Annotated in this window: 20 protein-coding genes; 10 read left to right on the forward strand and 10 right to left on the reverse strand. The window is 65.3% G+C overall.

The window, feature by feature from the left end:
• The first annotated feature begins 36 nt into the window (after nt 1-36).
• From WN72_RS17790 to WN72_RS17800, 3 genes are read left to right on the forward strand one after another with little or no spacing between them, the layout of a single operon-like run.
• Nucleotides 37-1,749, forward strand: coding sequence for a DUF3300 domain-containing protein (locus tag WN72_RS17790; RefSeq protein WP_092217480.1), 1,713 nt, complete (start codon nt 37-39; stop codon nt 1,747-1,749).
• Entirely contained in the window at nt 1,746-2,663 is a 918-nt protein-coding gene (locus WN72_RS17795) for a DUF2950 domain-containing protein (RefSeq protein WP_027559044.1), read from the forward strand. The genes WN72_RS17790 and WN72_RS17795 overlap by 4 nt, the downstream gene beginning before the upstream one ends.
• Entirely contained in the window at nt 2,647-3,102 is a 456-nt protein-coding gene (locus tag WN72_RS17800; protein WP_027559045.1) for a hypothetical protein, read from the forward strand. Before WN72_RS17795 ends, WN72_RS17800 begins: the two co-directional genes overlap by 17 nt.
• Nucleotides 3,103-3,105: 3 nt before the next feature.
• On the opposite strand, the gene WN72_RS17805 is transcribed toward WN72_RS17800, so the two are convergent.
• Nucleotides 3,106-3,549 (reverse strand): GNAT family N-acetyltransferase, encoded by a 444-nt coding sequence (locus WN72_RS17805; protein ID WP_347341969.1) that lies wholly within the window; start codon nt 3,547-3,549, stop codon nt 3,106-3,108.
• A gap of 253 nt (nt 3,550-3,802) precedes the next feature.
• Here WN72_RS17805 and WN72_RS17810 point away from each other — a divergent pair, with 253 nt between their 5' ends.
• The 4 genes from WN72_RS17810 to fabI are packed head-to-tail and all read left to right on the forward strand — an operon-like array spanning nt 3,803 to nt 9,028.
• Nucleotides 3,803-6,031 (forward strand): DUF3141 domain-containing protein, encoded by a 2,229-nt coding sequence (locus WN72_RS17810; RefSeq protein WP_027559047.1) that lies wholly within the window; start codon nt 3,803-3,805, stop codon nt 6,029-6,031.
• A gap of 29 nt (nt 6,032-6,060) precedes the next feature.
• Nucleotides 6,061-7,023 (forward strand): phosphate acetyltransferase, encoded by a 963-nt coding sequence (locus tag WN72_RS17815; RefSeq protein ID WP_027559048.1) that lies wholly within the window; start codon nt 6,061-6,063, stop codon nt 7,021-7,023.
• Nucleotides 7,024-7,028: 5 nt separating this feature from the next.
• Nucleotides 7,029-8,243, forward strand: coding sequence for an acetate/propionate family kinase (locus WN72_RS17820; protein ID WP_092217495.1), 1,215 nt, complete (start codon nt 7,029-7,031; stop codon nt 8,241-8,243).
• Entirely contained in the window at nt 8,240-9,028 is a 789-nt protein-coding gene (gene fabI, locus WN72_RS17825) for an enoyl-ACP reductase FabI (protein ID WP_092217479.1), read from the forward strand. Before WN72_RS17820 ends, fabI begins: the two co-directional genes overlap by 4 nt.
• 168 nt (nt 9,029-9,196) lie before the next feature.
• Here the strand turns inward: fabI and WN72_RS17830 are convergent, their stop codons facing one another.
• The 5 genes from WN72_RS17830 to WN72_RS17850 all read right to left on the reverse strand — a co-directional run bounded on the left by WN72_RS17830 (nt 9,197) and on the right by WN72_RS17850 (nt 12,592).
• Nucleotides 9,197-9,655, reverse strand: a complete 459-nt coding sequence (locus WN72_RS17830) for a MaoC family dehydratase (RefSeq protein ID WP_092217478.1) — start codon at nt 9,653-9,655, stop codon at nt 9,197-9,199.
• An 11-nt stretch (nt 9,656-9,666) separates the two neighbouring features.
• Nucleotides 9,667-10,317, reverse strand: a complete 651-nt coding sequence (locus tag WN72_RS17835) for a 3-oxoacid CoA-transferase subunit B (RefSeq protein WP_092217477.1) — start codon at nt 10,315-10,317, stop codon at nt 9,667-9,669.
• Nucleotides 10,318-10,320: 3 nt separating this feature from the next.
• On the reverse strand, nt 10,321-10,968 hold the full coding sequence (locus WN72_RS17840; RefSeq protein ID WP_027559053.1) for a CoA transferase subunit A: 648 nt from the start codon (nt 10,966-10,968) through the stop codon (nt 10,321-10,323).
• Between the two features lie 98 nt (nt 10,969-11,066).
• Nucleotides 11,067-11,669, reverse strand: a complete 603-nt coding sequence (locus WN72_RS17845; protein ID WP_092217476.1) for a hypothetical protein — start codon at nt 11,667-11,669, stop codon at nt 11,067-11,069.
• On the reverse strand, nt 11,666-12,592 hold the full coding sequence (locus WN72_RS17850; RefSeq protein WP_092217475.1) for an alpha/beta fold hydrolase: 927 nt from the start codon (nt 12,590-12,592) through the stop codon (nt 11,666-11,668). Before WN72_RS17850 ends, WN72_RS17845 begins: the two co-directional genes overlap by 4 nt.
• 130 nt (nt 12,593-12,722) lie before the next feature.
• Here WN72_RS17850 and WN72_RS17855 point away from each other — a divergent pair, with 130 nt between their 5' ends.
• Genes WN72_RS17855 through WN72_RS17865 form a run of 3 tightly spaced genes read left to right on the forward strand, consistent with a single transcriptional unit; the run spans nt 12,723 to nt 16,482 of the window.
• Nucleotides 12,723-15,230: an alpha/beta hydrolase gene (locus WN72_RS17855; RefSeq protein ID WP_092217474.1), complete on the forward strand. Its 2,508-nt coding sequence runs from the start codon at nt 12,723-12,725 to the stop codon at nt 15,228-15,230.
• 9 nt (nt 15,231-15,239) lie between these two features.
• On the forward strand, nt 15,240-16,103 hold the full coding sequence (locus tag WN72_RS17860) for an alpha/beta fold hydrolase (RefSeq protein WP_092217473.1): 864 nt from the start codon (nt 15,240-15,242) through the stop codon (nt 16,101-16,103).
• Nucleotides 16,104-16,131: 28 nt separating this feature from the next.
• Nucleotides 16,132-16,482 (forward strand): phasin, encoded by a 351-nt coding sequence (locus WN72_RS17865; protein ID WP_027559058.1) that lies wholly within the window; start codon nt 16,132-16,134, stop codon nt 16,480-16,482.
• A gap of 46 nt (nt 16,483-16,528) precedes the next feature.
• Here the strand turns inward: WN72_RS17865 and WN72_RS17870 are convergent, their stop codons facing one another.
• The 4 genes from WN72_RS17870 to WN72_RS17885 form a co-directional block, all read right to left on the reverse strand.
• Nucleotides 16,529-19,717: an efflux RND transporter permease subunit gene (locus tag WN72_RS17870; RefSeq protein ID WP_092217472.1), complete on the reverse strand. Its 3,189-nt coding sequence runs from the start codon at nt 19,715-19,717 to the stop codon at nt 16,529-16,531.
• Nucleotides 19,714-20,952: an efflux RND transporter periplasmic adaptor subunit gene (locus tag WN72_RS17875; RefSeq protein WP_092217471.1), complete on the reverse strand. Its 1,239-nt coding sequence runs from the start codon at nt 20,950-20,952 to the stop codon at nt 19,714-19,716. The genes WN72_RS17870 and WN72_RS17875 overlap by 4 nt, the downstream gene beginning before the upstream one ends.
• Before the next feature lie 59 nt (nt 20,953-21,011).
• A complete protein-coding gene (locus WN72_RS17880) occupies nt 21,012-21,269 on the reverse strand; it encodes a hypothetical protein (RefSeq protein WP_244553829.1) in 258 nt (85 codons plus the stop codon).
• A gap of 349 nt (nt 21,270-21,618) precedes the next feature.
• Nucleotides 21,619-22,176, reverse strand: a complete 558-nt coding sequence (locus WN72_RS17885) for an HdeD family acid-resistance protein (protein ID WP_167380961.1) — start codon at nt 22,174-22,176, stop codon at nt 21,619-21,621.
• Nucleotides 22,177-22,301: the final 125 nt, after the last annotated feature.

Here is a 22,301-nt window from a genome sequence, read left to right on the forward strand (position 1 = left end):
CCGATGGTCGCGGTCGGAAGTCTTGGGAGGATTGCAATGGTTCGTTGCGGCAAGATCCTGATGGCGCTTGCGCTCGTGGTGGTGGCGATGCCCGCCGCTGCGATGGCGCAGGCCACCACACCGGCGGCGCCGAGCGCGCCGGCAGCACCCGCTACGCAGGCACAGCCTGCAACGCCGCCGGCGCCGTCGGCCGAGCTGCTGAAGCCCGAGCAGTTGGAGGCTCTGGTCGCACCGATCGCGCTCTATCCCGACGAGCTGCTCGCCAACGTGCTGGCCGCCTCGACCTATCCGCTCGAAGTGGTGCAGGCCGATCGCTGGCTGAAGGAGCGCAAGAGCCTGAAGGGCGATGCGCTCAAGACCGAGGTCGAGAAGCAGGGCTGGGACGACAGCATCAAGGCGCTTGCAAGCACCGCCGATGTCCTCGCCATGATGAGCGACCAACTCGACTGGACCAAGAAGCTCGGCGATGCCTTCCTCGCGCAGCAGCCCGATGTGATGGATGCGATCCAGCGCCTGCGCAACAAGGCCTATGACAACAAGAAGCTCACCACCACCAAGCAGCAGAAGGTCAGCGTCCAGTCGCAGGAAGGCAAGCAGGTCGTCGTGATCCAGCAGGCCAATCCCGCGGAGATGTATGTGCCGTATTACGATCCGGCGACGGTGTATGGCAGCTGGCCCTATGCGGAATACCCGCCTTATTATTGGGGCTATCCGTCCTATATCGGCGCGGGCGTGGTCGCGGCCGGTCTCGCCTTCGGCACCGCCTGGGCGATCGGGCGCTGGGGCAATTACTGGGGCGGCGGCTGCAACTGGGGCAACCGCAACGTCTACGTCAATCATCGCACCACCAACATCGCCAACGGCTGGCAGCACAATCCGGCGCATCGCGGCGGTGTGCGCTACAACAACGTCAACGTTCAGCAGCGCTTCGGCAACACCAACATCAAGGCCGGCGCGTCGGATCGGATGGATTTCCGCGGCCGTGACGGCAACCAGGTGCTGCGTCCGAACCAAGGTGCAGGGGACCGCGCGGGAGACCGTGCGGGCGATCGCGCCGGAGACCGTGCAGGAGACCGCGGCGGAGCCGGTGATCGCGCCGGCAACCGCGGCGATCGTCCGAGTGCAGGGACGCGAGACCGGCCGGGTGGGGGTGATCGGGCCGGTGCAGGTGATCGGGCCAAGGGCGCGAACAAGGGCGGCGGCGACCGCGCCAAGGCTGCGAACCGTGGCGGAGGAGGCAATCGTCCCACTGCTGCCAACCGTGGCGGCGGCAATCGCGGCGGCGCGATGAATGTCTCCTCCGGCCGGTCAGCGGCCGCAGCATCCGCGCGTGGACGCGCCAGCATGGCGAGCATGCCGCGCGGTGGCGGGGGCGGAGCGAGCTTCGCCGGTCGTGGCGGCGGCGGTGGCGGCATGGCGATGCGCGGCGGCGGCGGAGGCGGCTTTGGAGGCGGCGGCCGCGGCGGTGGCGGCGGAGGCCGGCGCTCCGACATCGCGCTCAAGCAGGACATCGTTCTGCTCGGGCATCTCTCGAACGGCCTCGGCTACTATCGCTTCAGCTATATCGGCAGCGACAAGGCCTATGTCGGCGTGATGGCGCAGGAGGTCGAGCAGGTGATGCCCGCTGCCGTGACCCGCGGCAGCGACGGCTATCTGCGCGTCCACTACGAAAAGCTCGGGCTGACATTCCGCACCTACCGCGACTGGCTCGCCGGCGGCGCGAAGATTCCTGCGGAGGTGACGCCATGACCGGTCTGAAATCGTTCCGTCGCGCGGTGCTGCCCGGCCTCGTCGCGCTCGCGCTGTTCGGATCGGCATCGCTCGCGCAGGAATCCTACAAGACACCGGAAGACGCCGCGGCTGCGCTTGCCGCCGCGGTCAAGAGCGGCCCGAAAGACATTCTGAAAGTGCTCGGCAGGGATGCCGAGGACATCGTCTCCTCCGGCGACGAGGTCGCGGACAACGACATCCGGGCGCGCTTCACCTCGATGTACGACGCCAAGCACGACATCAAGGCGGAGGGCAACAAGACCGCGACGCTGATGCTCGGGCCGGACGACTTCCCGTTCCCGATCCCGCTGGTCAACACCAAGAACGGTTGGGCGTTCAACACCGACGAGGGCCGGATCGAGGTGCTCCGCCGCCGCATCGGCCGCAACGAGCTCGATGCGATCCAGACCATGCTGGCCTATGTCGACGCGCAGAACGATTATGCCGACAAGGACCGCGGCGAGGGCGCCGGCGTCTACGCGCAGCGCATCGTCTCTTCGCCCGGCAAGAAGGACGGCCTGTTCTGGCGCGACGACAGCGATCCGAGCCCGCTCGGCGCGCTGGCGGCGGAGGCGTCGAAGGAAGGCTATCGCGCCGGCGATGTCGGCCCCGCGCCCTATCACGGCTACTACTTCCACATCCTCAAGGGGCAGGGCCCGGATGCGCGCGGTGGCGCGCTCAACTATGTCGTCAAGGGCAAGATGATCGGAGGCTTCGGCCTGATCGCCTGGCCGGCGGAATACGGCAATTCCGGCGTCATGACCTTCCTCGTCAATCACGACGGTGTCGTCTATCAGAAGGATCTCGGCACGCGCACCGAGTTCCTCGCCGAGCGCACCACGCAGTTCAATCCCGACCAGACCTGGAAGAAGGTCGATGCCCCAAAACCTTGAACGGCGGACGCGGATGTTCCGCCTGATCGCGCTACTGCTGCTGGCGCTCGGGCTCGCCGCGCCGACACCGTCCTTTGCGCAAGTATCCGGTCACGTCAGGGTCAAGTTCGTCAAGGCGGGCCTGCTGGTCGGCGGCGGCGCCGGCAGCGGCGTGCTGACCTATCGCGGCAAGACCTATCCGTTCAGGATCAGCGGTCTGAGCTTCGGCATCACGGCCGGCGCGACGGTCGGCCGTTTCGACGGCTGGGCCTCAGGGATCCGCGATGTCAGTGACTTCGCCGGCACCTACAGCTCCGTCGGCGGCGGCTTTGCGCTGGTCGGCGGCGTCAACGGTGTTCACCTCCGCAACGAGAAGGGCGTGACCATCGTGCTGCAAGGCCCGAAGGCGGGACTCGAGCTCGCCGCCAATATCAGTGAGATCACGATCACCCTGAAGTGAGGTTCAAGCGGGCCGCGCGGAACCAAGATCGAGAGTCAGGCGCACCGTCCTCGGATCCTCGCTTCGCGCAGGCCTGAAATCGGACTTCGCGAACACCCGCCGCATCGACGCGTTGTCGGCCAGAACCTCGGCCGTGAGCTCGCGGATCTCCTGTTCCCGCGCGATGTCGATGAGATGCCTCAGCAGCAGGGAACCGATCCCGCGGCCTTGCCAGGCATCCACCACGACGAAGGCCATCTCCGCCTCGCCGGGATTTGTGACCACATATCGGCCGCCGCCGACGATCGCGGGTCGACCCTGTTCCAGGGCCCAGGCAGCCAGCGCGACGTGATTGCTGAAATCGACGTCCATGAAGAAGGCGCGCTCCTTCTCCGAGAAGTGTCGCTTCATGACGAAGAACCGGCTCTGCAGCGAGCTCGGCCCGGTGCGCTCGATCGCGGCGAGCATGTCCGCCTCGTCGCTCGGCCGAAGCGCGCGAATTTCGACTGGGGTGCCGTCCTTCAGCGCGGCTTGCGCGCTGTAATCAGCGATTTGTGACATGCCGATGTCGCCTGGCAGCTATTGGCGCGTCAAGCAAATCGCGCCTCGTAAGCCCGTTACAGGACAAGAGCCTTTCAAGCGTGCAGGTCATCTTGACCTAGATCAACGTTCGTCCTGACCCGCCGCCGTCAATGGTCGAACGCGACGGAGAGGGCGAAACATGTCCATCGATAAGGTGCAAATTCCGGGCGGTCCGATGTCGGGCCTCGTCGCCTCGGCGGTCGAATATATGATCGACGCGGGCCAGCGCAGTGTCCTGTTCCTGGATATCATGCGCCGGCGCGGCGACCAATACAGGGAACATGTCGCGCAGACCGCGCCGCATGTTCTGCAATATTCCGCCGAATTGATCATGGACGGGCGCAAGCTGGACGATCCCGTCAACTACGCGCTGGTGCGCATCATTCCGCCCGACAATGTCGAGATCGACATGAACCGGCGGCCGTTCGTCGTGATCGATCCGCGCGCGGGCCACGGCCCCGGCATCGGCGGCTTCAAGGCCGACAGCGAGATCGGCGTTGCCATGAAGGCAGGCCATCCCTGCTATTTCATCGGGTTCCTGCCGGATCCGATGCCCGGACAGACCATCGAGCGCATCGCGCGTGCCGAAGCCATCTTCATCGAAGAGGTCATCGAGCGCCATCCCAACGCCGACGGCAAGCCCTGCGTGATCGGCAATTGCCAGGCCGGATGGGCCCTCATGATCCTGGCCTCGCTGCGCCCCGAGCTGTTCGGTCCGCTGATCATCGCCGGCGCACCGCTTGCCTATTGGGCCGGCGTGCACGGCAAATATCCGATGCGCTATTCCGGCGGCCTGCTCGGCGGGAGCTGGCTCACCGCGCTCACCAGCGATCTCGGCGCCGGCAGGTTCGACGGCGCCTGGCTGGTGCAGAATTTCGAGAACCAGAACCCGTCGAACACGCTGTGGACCAAGCAATACAACGTCTATTCCAAGGTCGACACCGAGGCGGACCGCTATCTCGAATTCGAGCGCTGGTGGGGCGGCCATGTCAACCTCAACGCCGAGGAAATCCAGTTCATCGTCGATGAGCTGTTCGTCGGCAACAATCTCGCCGCCGGCAACATCGTGATGTCCGACGGCCAGAAGGTCGACCTGCGCAGCATCAGGTCGCCGATCGTGGTGTTCTGCTCCAAGGGCGACAACATCACACCGCCGCAGCAGGCGCTGGACTGGATCCTGGATTGCTACGCCGATGTCGACGAGATCAGGGCCTATGGCCAGACCATCGTCTACACCGTGCACGAGAGCATCGGTCATCTCGGCATCTTCGTGTCTGGCGGCATCGCCAAGAAGGAGCACGCGGAGTTCTCCGGCAATATCGATCTGATCGACGTTCTTCCGCCCGGGCTCTATGAGGCCACTTTTGAAGCGAAGGGCAAGGAGACCGCGAGCTCGGAACTGGTCGTCGGCCAGTGGGTGATGCGCTGCGAGGCGCGGACGCTCGACGACATCCGCGCGATGGGCGGCAATTCCCCCGAGGACGAGCGGCGCTTTGCCACCGCCAAGCGCGTCTCGGAGATCAATCTCAAGGCCTATCAGAAATTCCTCCAGCCCTGGATCAAGGGCATGGTGACGCCCAAAGTGGCCGCGTGGGCTCACAACATGCATCCGCTGCGGCTGCAATACGAGCTGTTCAGCAGCCGGAATCCCCTTATGGCGACCGTGAAATCATTGGCCGAGAAGGCCGAGGAGGAGCGCAAGCCGGTTGCGAAGGACAATCCGTTCCTGGCGTTCCAGGAGCAGATGTCGAAGCAGATCGTCCACGCCCTGGACAGCTGGCGCGACTCGCAGGAGGCGCTGAGCGAAGCGATCTTCCTCAACGTCTATGGTTCGCCGGCGCTCCAGGCGGCGGTCGGGATCGATCCCACCTCCGTGCCATCCCAGCGGCGTGAGATGACCGCCGAACACCGCGCCATGCTCGAGAGGCGCATCGCTGAACTGAAATCGCGGATCGGCGAGGGCGGTCTACGCGAAGCGGCGCTGCGCGCCTTGCTCTATGTTGGCTCGGCGCGCGGGATGGTCGATGAACGCAGCATCGAGGCGTTGCGCCGGGTCCGCCGCGATCATGCCGGCGCGCGCATGACCCTGCCCGAGTTCAAGATGCTGGTACGGGAGCAGTTCTTCATGCTGCTGCTCGATCGCGACGCGGCGCTGGCCGCCATCCCGAAGATGCTGCCCGACGACGTCAATCTTCGCCGCGGCGCTTTCGAGGCGGTCGAGAAGGTGCTGTCCGCGAGCGAGGACGTCACCGGCGAGCGGGCCAAACGGCTGTGGCAAGTTGCCGGCTTGTTCGGCCTCGACATCGGCGGGCCTTCCGAAACGGCGTCGAATGTTGCGCCTTTCGATCCAAAGGCGAAGGCGTCGTAGCGAAAATTGCAGGGACCGGGAGCAACATCATGTCACCAGATGCGACGGCCACGCAGTCTCCCAGCAAGTACGATCGCCTGATCGCCGCTGCCAAGGCGATCCCGCCGGCGCCGACCGTCGTCGTGCATCCCTGCGACGAGACATCGTTGCGGGGCGCCGTTGACAGCGCTGTGGCCGGCATCATCCGGCCCCTGCTGGTCGGGCCGGAGCAGAAGATCAGGGATACGGCCGCGAAATTCGGATTGGACATTTCCGGCTATGAGGTCGTCGATGCCGCGCACAGCGACGATGCCGCAGCCAAGGGCGTCGAATTGATCCATGCCGCGCGGGCCGAGCTGCTGATGAAAGGCAGTCTGCACACCGACGAGCTGATGCGGGCCGTGACGGCGAAGGTCGGGGGGCTGCGGACCGACCGGCGCATCAGCCATGTCTTCGTCATGGATGTGCCGGCCTATGCCGAAACCATCTTCGTCACCGACGCCGCGATCAACATCTTCCCCGATCTCGACGCCAAGCGCGACATCATCCAGAACGCGATCGATCTGTACACCCAGGCGAATTTCGGCAAATCGCCGCGCGTCGCCATCCTGTCCGCGGTCGAGACGGTCACGTCGAAAATCCCGTCCACGATCGAGGCGGCCGCGCTCTGCAAGATGGCGGACCGCGGGCAGATCACCGGCGGCCTGCTCGATGGGCCGCTGGCCTTCGACAACGCCATTGACGTCGAATCCGCGCGCATCAAGGGCATCAAGTCCGAGGTCGCCGGCCGCGCGCAGATCCTGGTCGTGCCCGACCTCGAAGCGGGCAATATGCTCGCCAAGAATCTCGCTTATTTCGCCAAGGCCGATGGCGCCGGCATCGTGCTCGGCGCGCGCGTGCCTGTTGTTCTGACCTCGCGCGCCGATACTCCGCGGGCCCGGATGGCGTCCTGCGCGGTCGCCGCGCTCTATGCTCATGCAAGGCGCCAGAAGGCGCCGACAGTACCGGCGTGACCGCCATGGACAGCATCCTCGTCGTCAATGCGGGCTCGTCGAGCGTCAAGTTCCAGGTCTTCGCGGCCGAGGGCGAAGGCACGCTGCGCCGGCTGATCAAAGGGCAGGTGGATGGCATCGGCAGCCGCCCGCGGCTGCGGGCGAGTGGGGCGGGCGGCGATCCCATGGCCGACCGCGCCTATCCGATCGAGGCCGTCGCGGACGTTCCGGCGGCGATGGACATTGCGGGCGAATGGCTGCGGAACGAGGTTCGCATCCATCCGCTGGCGGTCGGGCATCGCGTCGTCCATGGCGGGCCTGACTATGAGCGGCCGGTCCTGGTCGATCATGGCGTGGTGTCGCGGCTGGAGCGCTTCGTCGCGCTGGCGCCGCTGCATCAGCCGCATAATCTGGCACCGATCCGCTCGATCCTCGCCAATTTCCCTGAGGTGCCGCAGGTCGCTTGCTTCGACACCGCGTTTCACCGCACGCACGGGCCGCTGGCTGATCACTACGCCATCCCGCATCAGCTCCACGCTGAGGGCGTGCGGCGCTACGGCTTCCACGGGCTGTCCTATGAATATATCTCCCGGACCCTGCCGCAGATCGCACCTGATATCGCAAAGCGCCGGGTGATCGTCGCACATCTCGGCAGCGGCGCATCGATGTGCGCGATGAAGGGCGGACAGAGCGTCGAGAGCACCATGGGATTCACCGCGCTCGACGGGCTGCCGATGGGCACGCGCCCCGGCCAGCTCGATCCCGGCGTGGTGCTATATTTGATCTCCGAGAAGGGGATGTCGGCATCGAAGGTGCAGGATTTCCTCTACCGCGATTGCGGCCTGAAAGGTCTCTCCGGTGTCAGCAATGACATGCGCGAGCTGGAAGCAAGTCCCGATCCGCAGGCGAGGCTGGCGGTGGACTATTTCGTCTATCGCATCGGCCTCAACGCCGGCATGCTCGCCGCCGCGCTCCAGGGCCTTGACGCCTTTGTCTTCACCGCCGGCATCGGCGAGAACTCGAGCAGCATCCGCGCCCGCGTGGCGGAGCAGCTCGGCTGGCTCGGCGTGACGCTCGATGCGGCCGAGAACGCACGCCATGCGCGGCTGATCTCGACGGCGACAAGTCGCATCCCGGTCTACGTGGTGCCGACCGACGAGGAGCTGATGATCGCGCAGCACACGCTGGCGCTGCTGATGAACGGCCACTCGCAAAATCCCAGGCATGAGAGGGTGTCATGATCCCAGTATTTCCGGACAGCAAGGTCGCCCTGAAGGGGAAGAAGGGCCTCGTCGTCGGCATCGCCAACGACCAGTCGATCGCCTGGGGCTGCGCCAGGGCGTTCCGGGCACTCGGCGCCGATCTCGCCGTCACCTATCTGAACGACCGCGCCAAAAAGCATATCGAGCCGCTGGCGCAGGCACTGGAAGCACCGATCTTCATGCCGCTCGATGTCATGGTCGAGGGCCAGACCGAGGCGGTGTTCGAGCGCATCAAGTCCGAGTGGGGCCAGCTCGATTTCCTGCTTCATTCCATCGCCTTCTCGCCCAAGGAGGCCTTGCACGGCCGCGTCGTCGATGTCGGCCGCGACGGCTTCCTCAAGACCATGGACGTCTCCTGCTGGTCGTTCCTGCGCATGGCGCATCTCGCCGAGCCGCTAATGAAGGATGGCGGCACGTTGTTCACCATGACCTATTACGGCAGCCAGATGGTGGTGGAGAACTACAACATCATGGGCGTCGCCAAGGCCGCGCTCGAAGCCTCGGTTCGCTATGCTGCCGCCGAACTGGGTCCGAAGGGCATCCGCGTCCACGCGATCTCGCCGGGACCGCTTGCGACCCGCGCGGCCTCAGGCATTCCTGAATTCGACGAGCTGATGGACAAGGCGCAATCCAAGGCGCCGTCGCGTAGCCTCGTCAGCATCGACGATGTCGGCAACGCCACCGCCTTCCTCGCGCTCGACGGCGCCAAGCTGATCACCGGCGGCGTGCTCTACATCGATGGCGGCTACCACATCATCGATTGATCGCGCCGCGCGTTGTCACGCCGGATTGGCCGTCTGGTCACTCGGGCTGATGATGGCATATTGCCACTGTTTTGCCCGACGGGTCAACGACTTTTCGCCAAATCAGAAAAATGCATCGTGGAATCAACCCATGGCTACTGTGCATGGGGTTGTTTTCGAACTTTTGTTTCAGCGGTAGTGCAGGGCGATCAGCTCGGCGATGCAGGCGGGCTTCTTGCCGCCCTCGATCTCGATCACGAGGTGATAGTTGACGCGCAGTCCGTCGGGCGGCACGTCCTCGGCTTCGGCGACCGTGACGCGGCCGCGCAGTTTCGAGCCCGCCGGCACCGGCGCGAGATATCTGATCCGGTCGGCGCCGTAGTTCAGCGTGTTGCGCAGGCCCTTCAGGCCGAGCACCGAGCGGATGAACAACGGCGCCAGAGCGAGCGAGAGCAGGCCGTGAGCGATGGTCTTGCCGCCGGGCATCTCCTTGCTCGCGCGCTCCTGGTCGACATGGATCCATTGCTCGTCGCAGGTCGCCTCGGCGAACTGGTTGATGCGCTCTTGGGTGATCTCGATCCAGTCGCTGGCTCCGATCTCGGTGCCCACGGCTGACTTGATCTCGTCGAAGTCCGTGAAGATCCGCATGGTCAGCCTGCTCAGAGCTTCATTTCCGGAACGTGATCGGGAATGGTCAATTCCGCCTCCGTCAGCGCCAGGACCTCGCCGACGCTGACGCCGGGCGCGGTTTCCAGGAGCGTTGCCTTGCCGTCGGGGAAGCCGATCACGGCCATGTCTGTCACGACCAGGTTGACAGGCCGCGCCGAAGTCAGCGGCAGCGAGCATTTCGCCACGATCTTCGACTTGCCCTTGGCGGCGTGCTGCATGGCGACGATGACGCGCTTGGCGCCGCTGACGAGGTCCATGGCGCCGCCCATGCCCGGCACCATCTTGCCGGGGATCATCCAGTTGGCGAGAAGGCCGTGCGCATCGACCTGGAGGCCGCCGAGCACGGTGATATCGACGTGGCCGCCGCGGATCAGTCCGAACGACATTGCGCTGTCGAAGGTGGCGGCGCCCGGCAGCGCGCTGATCGGCCGCCCGCCGGCGTCCGTGAGCAGGGGATGGGCCATGCCTTGCTCGGGGATCGGCCCGGTGCCGATCAGGCCGTTCTCCGACTGGAAAAAGACCTTGAGGTCGGACGGCACGTAATTGGCCACCAGCGTCGGGATGCCGATGCCGAGATTGACGAGGTTGCCGCTGCGGAGCTCCTGGGCGACGCGCCGGGCGATGATGATCTGCGGATCCATGGCTCACCCGTTGGTGATGAGATAGTCGACGAGCGGCGCCGGTGTCATGACGTGATCGGGCGCGATGACGCCGACCGGCACGATGTTCTCCGTCGTGACGATGACGGTATCGGCGGCCATCGCCATGATTGGGTTGAAGTTGCGCGACGTCAGCGCGTAGGCGAGGTTGCCGAGATAGTCGGCGAGGAAGGCGTGCACCAGCGCGAATTGCGCCCGCAGCGCGGTCTCGAGCAGGAAGGGTTTGCCATCGACCTCGATCTGGCGCTTGCCTTCCGCAACCAGCGTGCCGACGCCGGTCGGCGTGAGCACGCCGCCGAGACCGCATCCGCCTGCACGAATGCGCTCGACGAAGGTGCCCTGCGGAATGAGATCGACCGCGATCTGGTTCGCCAGCATCTGCTGCTGGGCTTTCGGATTGAGACCGATATGTGTGGCGGTCAAGCGGGAGACCAGCGCCGCATCGAACAGCTTGCCGACGCCCTTGCCGGGCGTGGCTGCGTCGTTGCAAATCAGCGTCAGCCCGGTCTTCTTCTGCCGCACGATCTCGTCGAGCAGGCGCTCCGGAGTTCCTACGCCCATGAAGCCGCCAACCATGACGCTGGCGCCTGCCGGGATCATCGCAACGGCTTCTTCGACGGAGACGGCCTTCATGATTGAAACTCCCGGTCGGCCGGCGATGCGCAGAATGGCGACGGTGCGATGTTGGCGCCGGCCGGTTGCCCTCCTTTGATCTGCATCAAGGCTCCCGGTCATTCCGTTCCGGGTGCGTCCACGCCGATGCTCGCGAGCGTCTCGCGCCAAAGCTTGCGAACGCTGTCGTGGCGCTGCTCGAGCGCCGCGCTCACGGCGTCCCGATATGGCGCAAGGTCTTCGCCCTTAAGGAACAGGATCTGCGCCTGCAACAGCCGGCTGCTCTCGAACTCGATACGGCGCAGAGCCATGACAAAGGGATCCTGCGCATTGGCCTCGACCGGGAGCAGCGCAGCCGGTCGGATGCCGGCGTGAACGGCATGGGCAAGCGTTGCGAGGTGAACCGCCTGGGCGAGGCGAGGATCTGCGATCCCGTCGATGGGCGCCGGCAACCAGGCGGTCTCCCAGGATGCGGCCATGTATCCCAGGGCAAGATCGGGAATCCACGAGGTGGCGCGCATCAGCAGCGAGACGATCTCGCTCTCACGATAGAACTGCGCGTTCAGTTCGGTCTGCCAGGCGGCATCGAGCCTCATGGGCAGGGTGAAGGCGAATTGCCGGGCGAGGGCGCCATGCGCCGAGATCAGGAATGTTGCGACCCGCGTCTGCTGCCGCCGTGGAATGCGGCTGTCGAAATCGAGAGGACCAAGGAAGCCGCTCATGGCAGCGCTCGCTTGACCGGGATGGCGCGCAGATGGTCGTAGCCGGCGGGAAACGGCGTGAGCTCGCCGCCGGGCTCGTCCGGCGCGATCCAGACCGCTTGATTGCCTTGCCAGCGCCCGGCCAGCACGTCCTCGGCAAAGCGCGCGAGCAGATCGGCGGTCAGCGCGCCTTTCTCCAGCGTGAAGGCGTGATAGGCCTTCGGCACGATCACCAGTGAGCTGTTGGGAATCTCGACGCGCAACGTCTCGTGCAGGCTGCGCGGCGTCAAGAAATCGAACTCACCGTTGAGGATCATGGTTGGAACCGTGATCGCTGACAGGCGCGGCGTCAGCGGCTGGAAGTCGAGGAAGGATTCCATGAGGTTCTGGAGCGCATAGACGTCGTTGACGAGCCAGCCCTGACGCTTGACGCCGTCGAGCTTGTCCAGCAGCGGCTCCAGCCATTGGTCCGACAGGTTCATCGGCAGCAAGAGGTCCTGGAGGTAACTTGTGCCGCCGAGGATCAGCCCGGTCCGCAAGGCATTGCCGAGCAGCAGAAGCTGCGGCGTAAGTTCGGCGAAGCAGCTCATCGGCACGAGCCCGGACAGCCGCGCGCCATGCGCGATGGCATAGCGGAGCGCGATCAGGCCGCCGAAACTGATGCCGCTCAGGAAGACCGGGCCGTCGCCGAGTTCGTCGATCAGCAGGCGTAGCGCCGTGACCTGGTCGTCCTGACTGATGAAGAGCGTCGGCTTGTCGGAAGCGCCCTGGCCGAGCAGGTCGAAGGTCGCAACGCGAAAGCCACGCGCCAGCAACGCCTCGCGATAGGCCGACCAGAGTTCGGCATATTGCGTAAGCCCGTTCACGAGCACAAAGGCTGGAGCATCCGCCGGCCCGTCCAGCTCATAGCGTACCCGGTATGAGCCATGACTGAGGAAGGGCATTGCACTGGCCGGCGGCGGTTTCGATTGTGCGATCCTCAACGTCGGCAAGCACATTCCATTGAGTTAGATCAAAGCTCGCCCGGCTGTCCTGCCTAGCGTCTCGCCAAAATGCGCGAGGGAGGATTCCGTCATGATCGCGAGAGATATCGTCAGGCGCTGCTTGGTCAGCCTGGTCCTGCTGCTGGTCGGCACGGCGCTCGCAGTCGCACAACCCTTCACGCGGCGTTCGTCGCAGGTGCAGCATGACGGTTTGAAGAAAACTTACGAGATCGCCAACTTTCGCCTTGGCGGCAAGTATGACCTGTCGGATCCCTCGAAATGGGAGAACGGCGGCGAAGGCGGCGTCACGCTGGAGTCGCTCGGCGCCGGCAAGCTGCGCACCGCCTACATCGCCATCGGCAACGCCCGGCGCAACGCGGCCGGCGAAATCACCAATGCTGTTGTGATCAACTCCTACTATTCCGGCGATTCCACCGACATGTACGAGCAGTGGGTCAAGGGCGCCGCATTGTCGGGCGGCGTGCCGATCATCGGGCCGGGCCGGCCGATCGACACCGATCGCTATTACGTCATCATGGTCGATCCGCTCGGCACCTGGGGCGCCAGCAAGCCGTCGGACGGACTCGGCATCAAGTTTCCGCAGTACAGCTACTACGACATGGTGCAGGCGAATTACCGTCTGCTGCGCGACGAGCTGAAGGTCGCGCGCGTCGCGCTGGTCACCGGCGTCTCCATGGGCGGCACGCAGACTTACGTCTGGGGCGTGATGCATCCGGAATACATCAACGCCCTGATGCCGATCGGCGGTACCACGCAGTCGGATGGCGAGGACCCCGTCGGCAACTGGACGTTCCAGATGATGACGGCGGCGATCGAGTCCGATCCCGTCTGGCAGTCCACCAACGGCGATTACTACAAGCTGCCCAAGGAAAAGCATCCGGTCCCGGGCGTTGCATTCGGCTGGTCGATCCTCGGCATGACCGGTTACGACTTTGCTTTCCGCACGACCCAGAACTGGCCAGCGGTGCAGCCGGAGATCTTCTATTGGGATCCGCCGAACGAGAAGGCCGGCTTGAACGTCACCAACCGCGCCAAGCTCTATGACGCAGTCGACCTCGTCTGGCGCAACCGGGTCGGCGAGACGCACAACATCAACCCGTATCTCGGCCGCATCCAGGCCCGCACGCTGGTGATGCACATCACCAACGATCTCTGGCTCAACTTCAAGCTGGCGCAGAAGGCGGTCGATCGCGTGCCCGGTGCGGACCTGATCGCGCAGGAGAGCCCGGTCGCGCATTACGGCGTCTTCCCGATCATCAACCAGCGCAAGAACGATCCGAAGTTCGTCGCCTTTATGGATGACGTGGCGGCGCTCGACCGCGCCCAGAAATTCGTCGACAAGAATTACCGCGTGCCCGACGTCGCGCAGAACATCGATCCCAAGAAGTCGTTCTGGAAGGCGTATGTGACGTATCCCTATCCGGTCAAGTTCGCCAACGCCAAGGACAAGAGCGGCAACGCCTGGGAGATCGGCTACATGGACGAGTATGCCGGCACCGACAAGGATCCGAAGGTGCTCGTCATCATCCACGGCAAGGGTGCGTTCGGCGGTCACTACGGCAACATCATGCAATACGCGCTGCGCAGCGGCCTGCGCGTGATCGTGCCTGACCTGCCGCATTATGGTATGTCGGGGCCCGGTAATCTCGACAAGAGCCCGGCGCGCACCATGCAGGACATGCGCGAGGTGATCTACGACCTCGTCGTCAACCAGCTCGGCGTCAAGAAGGCCTATTATCTCGGTCACTCGCTCGGCGGTCAGTTCGTCGTGGGCTACGCCCTGACCTGGCCGGATGCGGTGCAGGCCCTCGCTCTGGAAGCGCCGTCAGGCCTCGAGGAATATCCGCGCGAGATCACCATCGCCAAGGACAAGAAGGCGCCGCTGTTCCAGGACGGCCTCGGCCGCGACTTCGACAAGTGGAAGCAGGTCTGGGACCAGACCGGCATTCTCGCCGCGGAAAAGGCGCGCGACGAGCAGAACATCCGCGACTTCTTCTATTTCAAGAAGCGTGACCCCGCCACCGGCGTGGTGTCGGCGGCGAAGAGCGGCTACTTCTTCAGCGACAGCGAATATGCCCGCCTTCACACCGAGCAGCGCGTCGGGCTCACCAAGGGCAACCCCAAGGAGCTCGAGCAGTGGTGCAACGTCTTCATCTTCGACATCTACACGATAGGCGCGGAGCTGCAGCAGGATGACCCGAAGAACCTCTATGAGCGGGTCACCCAGATCAAGGCGCCGATCTTCCTCGCGTTCGGTGACAAGGAGCCGTTCATTCCGACACCTGCGTTCAACGGGCTGACCGACCTCGGCCGCGACGTCATCACGCCGTTCATGACGCGAATGACGAATGCCGGTAATCGGCCGATGCTCAAGATCTATCCGGAGACCGGACACTTCATCCACACCGACAACCCCGTGGAATATTCCGCCGATGTGGTGGACTTCGTGACCAAGGGAACGGTCGATACCTCGTCGCCGCAAGGCACCGACCGCATGATCAAGGGCGCGGTGGTGTCGGCCTTGCCGGTGGCGCCGACGCCGCCCGGCGCGGCGCCGACGGCCGGCCTCAACAAGTAGGACCTGTCGATGCCGAGAGTGCAGGCGGGCGAGGTGCAGCTTGGCTGGCGGGAGTGGGGGCGAGGCGACGTCACGGTTGTCTTCATCCACGGCAATCTCGCCAGCAAGGACTGGATCGAGCTCGCCGCGCCCTTGTTTCCAACCGGCTTGCGCGTCATCGCAATCGACTGGCGTGGTTGCGGCGACAGCGACCGGCCGAAGCCGACTGCGGATTACGCCAACTACTCCATGCAACAGCATGCCAAGGATATGCTGGCGGCGCTCGACGCGCTCGACGTCGGATACTGCCACCTTGCGACCCATTCGACCGGCGGCATCATTGCCGCGCGGATGCTGTTGATGCAGCCGCAGCGCTTCGGCCGCGTCTTCGCGCTCGATCCGGTGACGCCGCTCGGCATGGCCTTCAATGCCGAGCAGATCGGGTTGTTCAGGGCGATGATGGCGAGCAAGGAGCTGACGCGGTCCGTGATGGCGACCGCCGCCTCGTCGCTGTTTGTTCCGGAGAGCATGGCACCGAACATGGTCCCGCGCTTTCGCGAGGGGCTCGGCGAGATCCAGGCGCTGTTCGACCGGATCATCGAGCAGACCTTCGGCGTCTCGGAGGGGGTCTGGATCGGAACGCCGGTCAACCTGACGCGCGAGAAGGAGAGCCGCGAGCTGGAGCGGCGCATGCCGGAGATCCGGCATCCGCACCTCGTCTTGTGGGGCGAGTGGGACGGCTGGATTGCGCCGGCTGATCTGCGCGCCATGGCCGAAGCGATGCCGGACTGCCGCCTGGTGGTCGTCCCCGGCATCGGCCATTCGATGAACCTCGAACGGCCGGCGCTCTATGCCGGTTATTTCGGAGCCTGGTTCGGAGGACTAGCCGCTTAACCCCCAACTCCTCGAAGGGAGAGACGTCATGGCAGAAATCAATTCGTCCGTCGAAGGTATCCGCACGGCTTTGGCCGAAGCGCTCGGCCGTCTGCGCAAGGCCAATGCGGAGTATTTCGAGATGCTGGAGAAGGGACTTGCCGCTTCCCCGCTGCCGATCGCGAACCAGGCCAAGGAATTTTCCAGCTTCATGCAGCGCAACGTCACCGCCACCTTCGACCTCGGCGATAAGCTGATCCAGGCCAAGGACATGCAGGACGCACTCAAGCTCCAGGCCGATTTCTTCCAGGACCAGATGCGGGCTTTGACCGACCAGGCGAGGACCGTGGGCGAATCGGCGATGAAAGCCGCCGGCGGCCTGTTCACCCCGAAGAGTTGACACGCCGGACGGTCATGGGCGGGTCGAAGGACATGGCCGCGATAGTCTACTCAGAGCCGCCAGACGCGAGGTCCGGCGGCTCGGTCGTCGCTCTGCTGTCGCGATCGTGTCGTCGCGGCGTGCGCTTGAGTGCCGCCTTTGCGCGTTCGCGCATGCGCTGAAAGACCACGTATAGCATCGGCACCAGGAAGATCCCGACTGTGCTTGCGGCCAGCATGCCGGCGAACACGGCCGTGCCCACGGCGCGCCGGCTGAGCGCGGCGGCGCCGGTCGCGATCACGAGCGGCAACAGGCCAAGGATGAAGGCGGCCGACGTCATCATGACGGCGCGAAAGCGCATATGAGCGCCCTGGATGGCGGCTTCGTGAAGCGCGACGCCAGCCTCGCGCTGCTCCTTGGCGAATTCGACGATCAGGATGCCATTCTTGGCCGCGAGGGCGATCAGGACCACGAGGCCGATCTGGCCATAGAGGTCGAGATTGAGGCCCGCGAGCTTGATGCCGAGATAGGAGCCGAGCACGCCGACGACGACCGAGAGCAGCACGGGAATCGGGATCACCGTGCTCTCATAGAGCGCGACCAGGAACAGATAGGCGAACAGCACTGCGAGCATCAGCACGATGCCGGTCTGGCCGGCGGCCTGCTGCTCCTGATAGGCGGTGCCGGTCCACGCGAAGCTGTAGCCGGACGGCAGCACGTTGTCCGAGATCTGCGCCATCGCGGCGATCGCGGTGCCCGAGGAGATGTTCGGCGCGGGGCTGCCGTTGACGGTCACCGAGCGATAGTTGTTGTAGCGGGTGATGACTTGCGGGCCCGTCACGATCTTGAGCCCGGCCAGCGATCTCAACGGGACCATCTGGCCCGTGCTGTTGCGCACATAGATCCGCCAGATGTCGGAGATGTCAGCCCGGTCGAACGCCTCGCCTTGCAGGTTGACCTGCCAGGTCCTGCCGAACAGGTTGAAGTTGTTCACGTAGATTCCGCCGAGCGTGGCCTGGAGCGCGGTGAAGATGTCGCTGATCGTGACGCCCAGCGCCTGCGCCTTGCGGCGGTCGATGTCGAGATAGAGTGATGGATTGGTCGCGGTGAACGTGGAGAACACACGTGTGAGCCGGGGATCGGCATTGGCCGCGCCGATCAGCGCATTGGTGACGCTGGAGATCGCGGCCGGACTCTGTCCCTCCAGCGCTTGCAACTGATATTCGAATCCGCCGCCGGTGGAGAGCCCGATGATCGGCGGCAGGTTGAACGGCAGGACGTTGGCCTGCCGGATCTGTGCTCCGGCTGCAAACATCTTGGCGATGAGCGCCTGTGCGGAATCCGCCGCCGTGTTGCGATCCGCGAACGGCTTCAGCCGCGCCACCACCAGCGCGCTGTTCGGCTCGGAGGCGCCGTCGAGCAGGGAAAACCCGATCACCGCGAGGACGTGGTCGACCGCCGGCATCTGTTTTAGGATGGCCTCGACCTGCCGTGTGACCTCGCTGGTCCGTGCCACCGAGGCGCCGTCCGGCAGCTGTACGGAGGTGAAGAAGGCACCCTGATCCTCCTCAGGCAGGAACCCCGTCGGGGTCACGAGCGACAGGCCGAAGATCCCGCCAGCGAAGACCGCCACCAGCAGCAGCGACAGGGCGGCCATGCGCACCAGCCGGCCAACGGCACCGCTGTAGCGGTCGCGCACCCAGTCGATTCCGCCGAGCACGCGGCCCATGACGCCGCGGCGCGGACCGCTGTGCCGCAACAGCAGCGCGCAGAGCGCCGGGGACAGCGTCAACGCATTCAATGCCGAGATCATCATGGCGGCGCTGATCGTCACCGCGAATTGGCGGAACAGCGTGCCCGAGATGCCGGGAATGAATGCGATCGGCACGAACACCGAGAGCAGCACCAGCGTGATCGCGATGATCGGCGCGGTGATCTGGCTCATGGCCTTCTTGCTGGCTTCGGCCGGGGACAGCTGAGGCTCTTCCGCCATGACGCGCTCGACATTTTCCACTACGACGATGGCGTCATCGACTACGATGCCGATGGCGAGCACCATCGCGAGCAGGGACACAGTATTGGCCGAATAGCCGAACACGAGCAGGACGGCGAAGGTGCCGATGAGGCTGACCGGCACGGCGACGGCCGGAATCGCCGTGGCGCGAAGGCTTCCGAGAAACAGATAGACCACGACCACCACGAGGACGAACGCTTCGCCCAGGGTGCGCAGCACCTCGGCGATGGTATCCCGCACGAAGGTCGTGGAGTCGTATTGCACGAGATAGCTGAGGCCCGGAGGGAACCGGGTCGACAGCCGCTGCATCGTGTCGGCGACCGCGCGCGCCGTGGTGACGGCGTTGGCGCCCGGCGCGAGGTAGATCGCGATCGGAACGGCTGCGCGCCCGTCGATCCGCGCTTCGCTGTCGAGATTCTGCGCGCCCATCTCGACCCGGGCAACGTCACGCACCAGCAGCGAGGATCCATCCGGATTGGCGCGCAGCACGATGCTCGCGAACTGGTCGACGGTCGCCAGCCGGCCCTGGGTCTGGACGTTGAACTGGAATTGCTGGTCGTCGCTGATCGGCCGCGCGCCGATGCGGCCGACGGGAGCCTGGACGCTCTGCGCGCGGATCGCAGCGATCACGTCCGACGGGGTCAGGTTGAGACTGGTCAGCCGCTGCGTGTCGAACCAGATCCGCATCGAGTAATTCATCTTGGCGAACAGGTTCGCCTGGCCGACGCCGGGCGTGCTCGCAATCGCGTCGAGCACGTTGATGATGGCGTAGTTGGTGATGAAGAGCGGGTCCTGCTGGCCGTTCGCGCTGTAGAGCACGAGGAACTGCAGGATCGACGAAGATCGCTTCTGCACCGTCACGCCCTGCTGCTGCACTTCCGTCGGCAATTGCGACTGGGCGCTCTGCACGCGGTTGTTGACGTTGACGGTGTTGATGTCGGGATTGGTGCCGAGCGCGAAGGACACCGTGAGCGTGTAGCTGCCGTCATTTCCGCTGGTCGATTTCATGTAGAGCGCGCGGTCGACGCCGATCACCTGCGCTTCCAGCGGCTGTGCGACGCTGCTCTCCACGACCTCGGCGGAGGCGCCGGGGAACGTTGCGGCGACGGTGACCTGCGGCGGCACGATGTCCGGAAACTGCGCCACCGGAATCTGCGTGAGCGCCAGCGCGCCGGCGATGGTGATGACGAAGGCGATCACCATCGAAAGCCGGGGGCGGTCGATGAAGACGCTCGAAATCATGGGCGGCTGCCGGGGCGCGTCGGAGCGGACGCGCCATGATCGCCCGGCGAAGCCGCGCCGCTCGCCGGAGCCTTCATGCTCGACAGGATCAGCGCGCTCGCCGGCTCGGGAGCGACGGCCTGACCCGGACGGACCCGCTGCAGGCCCTCGGCGATCACCTTCTCGCCGGCTGCAAGCCCGTTGATAACGGAAGCGATGGTCGGCGTCGACTGTCCGAGCTGGATGCGGCGCTGCTCGGCCTTGTTGTCGGCGCCGACCACGAGAACGTAATCGCCGCGCTGGTCGGACAGCACAGCCGAGCGTGGGATCGCCAGCACCTCGACCGGCTGGACGCCTTCGAGCACGACGGTGACGAATTCGCCGTCGGTGAGCTCGTGAACCGTCACGCCTGCGGCTGATGGAGCGCGCAGGATCGGATTGGCGATCTCTCCGCGCACGGTGATCGTATCGGTGTTTTGCGCGATGCTGTTGTCGACGAAATTGAGCTTGCCCGATTGCCCGTACATGCGCCCGTCGGGCAGCCGCAGCCTGATGGTGACCGCTTCGAGGCCGCCTTGCGGGCCGTATCGTTCGCGCAGCTCCAGGCCCTGACGCAGCGGCACCGGAAAGGTGACATACATGGGATCCTGGCTGACGATCGTGGTGAGCACGCCCGAGTTCGGACTGACGATGTTGCCTTCCGTCACGGCCGTGCGTCCGATCTTGCCGTCGATCGGCGCGCTGATCACGGTGTAGTCGAGGTTGATCTGGGAAGCCTCGACCTGTGCCTGCGCAGCCTTGACCTGGGCCTCCAGGCTGCGCTGGTTCGCGATCGCTGCGTCGTAGGTCGATTGCTGACCGGCCGGCCCGCCCAGCAGGGTGCGTGCGCGCTCCGTCGTCAGCCTGGCATTCTCCAGCGTTGCCTCGAGCTGTGCGACCTGCGCCTGCTTGGACGCTACGTCAGCCTCGAACGGCCCGCGCTCCAGGCGATAGAGCTCATCGCCCTTCTTGATCTCGGCCCCTTCGGTGAACAGCCGCTGCTCCAGGAAGGCGGTGACGCGGGCGGCAATGTTGACCCGATTGACCGCCTCGATCCGGCCGAGAAACTCGGCGGTCTCGGTGATCGGCCGCTGCGTCGCTTCGACGACGCCGACGACAGGTGCCGACGGAGCAGACTGGGCCCGCGCGGCCCCAGTGGCTGCTAGCATCAGCAGGCTTGCCGCTAGCAGCCTGGTCGGGACGTCAGCAAGGTTCATGCTCGCTCCTTGCTCCAGGCTTGAGGCCTGACGGCTCGATCATCGACCGAAAGACAGCGTTAGTCCCGCGCGGTGCGGTCGCTGCGCGCCGGGTCGTCGTAGCCCTTGCGCTGACTGTAGAACATCAGCGCGATCAGGCCGCAGCCGGACACCAGAACGAGGATCGCCGCCACGGCCAGGATGACGTTGCCGTAGGTCGGCATCGCCGGGGTCGATCGCCAGACCGAGAGACAAAACCAGCTCGCCGCCACCAGCAGCGCTGCCAGCACGGCGGCGAGGACCCATTGGCTCTTGTTGCGCACCATGTCCTCCCTCATCTTGGTGTGATCCTCGGGAGGCACCTACCAGCGCCATCCGCAGTGACGGCGGCCGCGATGCCACCAGCAGACCCAGCGGCGCCGCCGGCGCGGTGGCGGCGGGCGACCCCATCCCGGACCCGGCCCCCATCCCGGGCCTGGACCCGGCCCCCATCCTGGCCCCCACTGTGCCTGCGTCACGTCATCCAAGGGCTCGCTGCCACGTCCGGGAGCGGGATCGACCGGCATCGCGTTCGCGACGCTGACGAGACGAGCGCCGGCGGCGCCGATCGCAGCGGCGGCAAGGGCATTGGTTGCGAAGCCGAGGAAGGCGCGGCGGCTGGAAGCGTCCATTACGTTTTCTCCGTTGTTATGCGGTCGTCCGTGCCGATTGCAGCGCGTAGACCAGCCATGCCAGGCCGTGGGCGATCAGGTCGACGCCGAGCAGGAATCCGAGCGCCCAGGCGCTGATGGTCGGGAAGCCGAACAGGATGAGCACGCCCGCGACGATCGCGAAGGCGCCGGAGATCAGCATCGTCCAGCCGTTCTGCCGCCAATGGGCAAAGCTCAGCACGAATCGGATGACGCCCGATGCGAACAGCACCGCGCCGAGCAAATTGGTCAGGATCAGCGCGCCGGAGGCGGGCTGGGTGAGCAGCAGCAGACCGAAGGCGAGATAGAGCGCGCCGAGCAGGACCTGCCAGAGGAATCCGCCCCATCCCTTGGTCCAGAAGGCGTGCGCAATCTCGAACGCGCCGGCGGCGATGGCGGTCAGCCCAATCAGCTTGACGCTGATGATGGTCGCGAACACGACGTCACCGAGCGCGAGAGCGCCGGCGGCGATCATGACAATGCCGAGCAGCGCGCAAACCCAGAATGGCGGAGGCCCCAGAGCTTCGATGCGGGAGCGGCTGTCAAACACCGTCATCGCCATCCCTCCAGATCCGAGATGATCGGCACGCTTCGGATGGTAGTGGTGAACCCGCGCCGTCGACATCCGACGAAACCCTGAGCCATGAGCCGGGAATGTGCTGACCTTCGGAGACGGCAGCG

The sequence above is a fragment of the Bradyrhizobium arachidis genome (assembly GCF_015291705.1).
Lineage (GTDB): Bacteria > Pseudomonadota > Alphaproteobacteria > Rhizobiales > Xanthobacteraceae > Bradyrhizobium > Bradyrhizobium arachidis.

Excerpts from the sequence above, each read along its gene's own strand:
- WN72_RS17790 (WP_092217480.1), top strand. The coding sequence starts at position 37 with ATGGTTCGTTGCGGCAAGATCCTGATGGCGCTTGCGCTCGTGGTGGTG.
- WN72_RS17795 (WP_027559044.1), top strand. The coding sequence starts at position 1,746 with ATGACCGGTCTGAAATCGTTCCGTCGCGCGGTGCTGCCCGGCCTCGTC.
- WN72_RS17800 (WP_027559045.1), top strand. The coding sequence starts at position 2,647 with ATGCCCCAAAACCTTGAACGGCGGACGCGGATGTTCCGCCTGATCGCG.
- WN72_RS17805 (WP_347341969.1), bottom strand. The coding sequence starts at position 3,549 with ATGCTCGCCGCGATCGAGCGCACCGGGCCGAGCTCGCTGCAGAGCCGG.
- WN72_RS17810 (WP_027559047.1), top strand. The coding sequence starts at position 3,803 with ATGTCCATCGATAAGGTGCAAATTCCGGGCGGTCCGATGTCGGGCCTC.
- WN72_RS17815 (WP_027559048.1), top strand. The coding sequence starts at position 6,061 with ATGTCACCAGATGCGACGGCCACGCAGTCTCCCAGCAAGTACGATCGC.
- WN72_RS17820 (WP_092217495.1), top strand. The coding sequence starts at position 7,029 with ATGGACAGCATCCTCGTCGTCAATGCGGGCTCGTCGAGCGTCAAGTTC.
- fabI (WP_092217479.1), top strand. The coding sequence starts at position 8,240 with ATGATCCCAGTATTTCCGGACAGCAAGGTCGCCCTGAAGGGGAAGAAG.
- WN72_RS17830 (WP_092217478.1), bottom strand. The coding sequence starts at position 9,655 with ATGCGGATCTTCACGGACTTCGACGAGATCAAGTCAGCCGTGGGCACC.
- WN72_RS17835 (WP_092217477.1), bottom strand. The coding sequence starts at position 10,317 with ATGGATCCGCAGATCATCATCGCCCGGCGCGTCGCCCAGGAGCTCCGC.
- WN72_RS17840 (WP_027559053.1), bottom strand. The coding sequence starts at position 10,968 with ATGAAGGCCGTCTCCGTCGAAGAAGCCGTTGCGATGATCCCGGCAGGC.
- WN72_RS17845 (WP_092217476.1), bottom strand. The coding sequence starts at position 11,669 with ATGAGCGGCTTCCTTGGTCCTCTCGATTTCGACAGCCGCATTCCACGG.
- WN72_RS17850 (WP_092217475.1), bottom strand. The coding sequence starts at position 12,592 with ATGCCCTTCCTCAGTCATGGCTCATACCGGGTACGCTATGAGCTGGAC.
- WN72_RS17855 (WP_092217474.1), top strand. The coding sequence starts at position 12,723 with ATGATCGCGAGAGATATCGTCAGGCGCTGCTTGGTCAGCCTGGTCCTG.
- WN72_RS17860 (WP_092217473.1), top strand. The coding sequence starts at position 15,240 with ATGCCGAGAGTGCAGGCGGGCGAGGTGCAGCTTGGCTGGCGGGAGTGG.
- WN72_RS17865 (WP_027559058.1), top strand. The coding sequence starts at position 16,132 with ATGGCAGAAATCAATTCGTCCGTCGAAGGTATCCGCACGGCTTTGGCC.
- WN72_RS17870 (WP_092217472.1), bottom strand. The coding sequence starts at position 19,717 with ATGATTTCGAGCGTCTTCATCGACCGCCCCCGGCTTTCGATGGTGATC.
- WN72_RS17875 (WP_092217471.1), bottom strand. The coding sequence starts at position 20,952 with ATGAACCTTGCTGACGTCCCGACCAGGCTGCTAGCGGCAAGCCTGCTG.
- WN72_RS17880 (WP_244553829.1), bottom strand. The coding sequence starts at position 21,269 with ATGAGGGAGGACATGGTGCGCAACAAGAGCCAATGGGTCCTCGCCGCC.
- WN72_RS17885 (WP_167380961.1), bottom strand. The coding sequence starts at position 22,176 with ATGACGGTGTTTGACAGCCGCTCCCGCATCGAAGCTCTGGGGCCTCCG.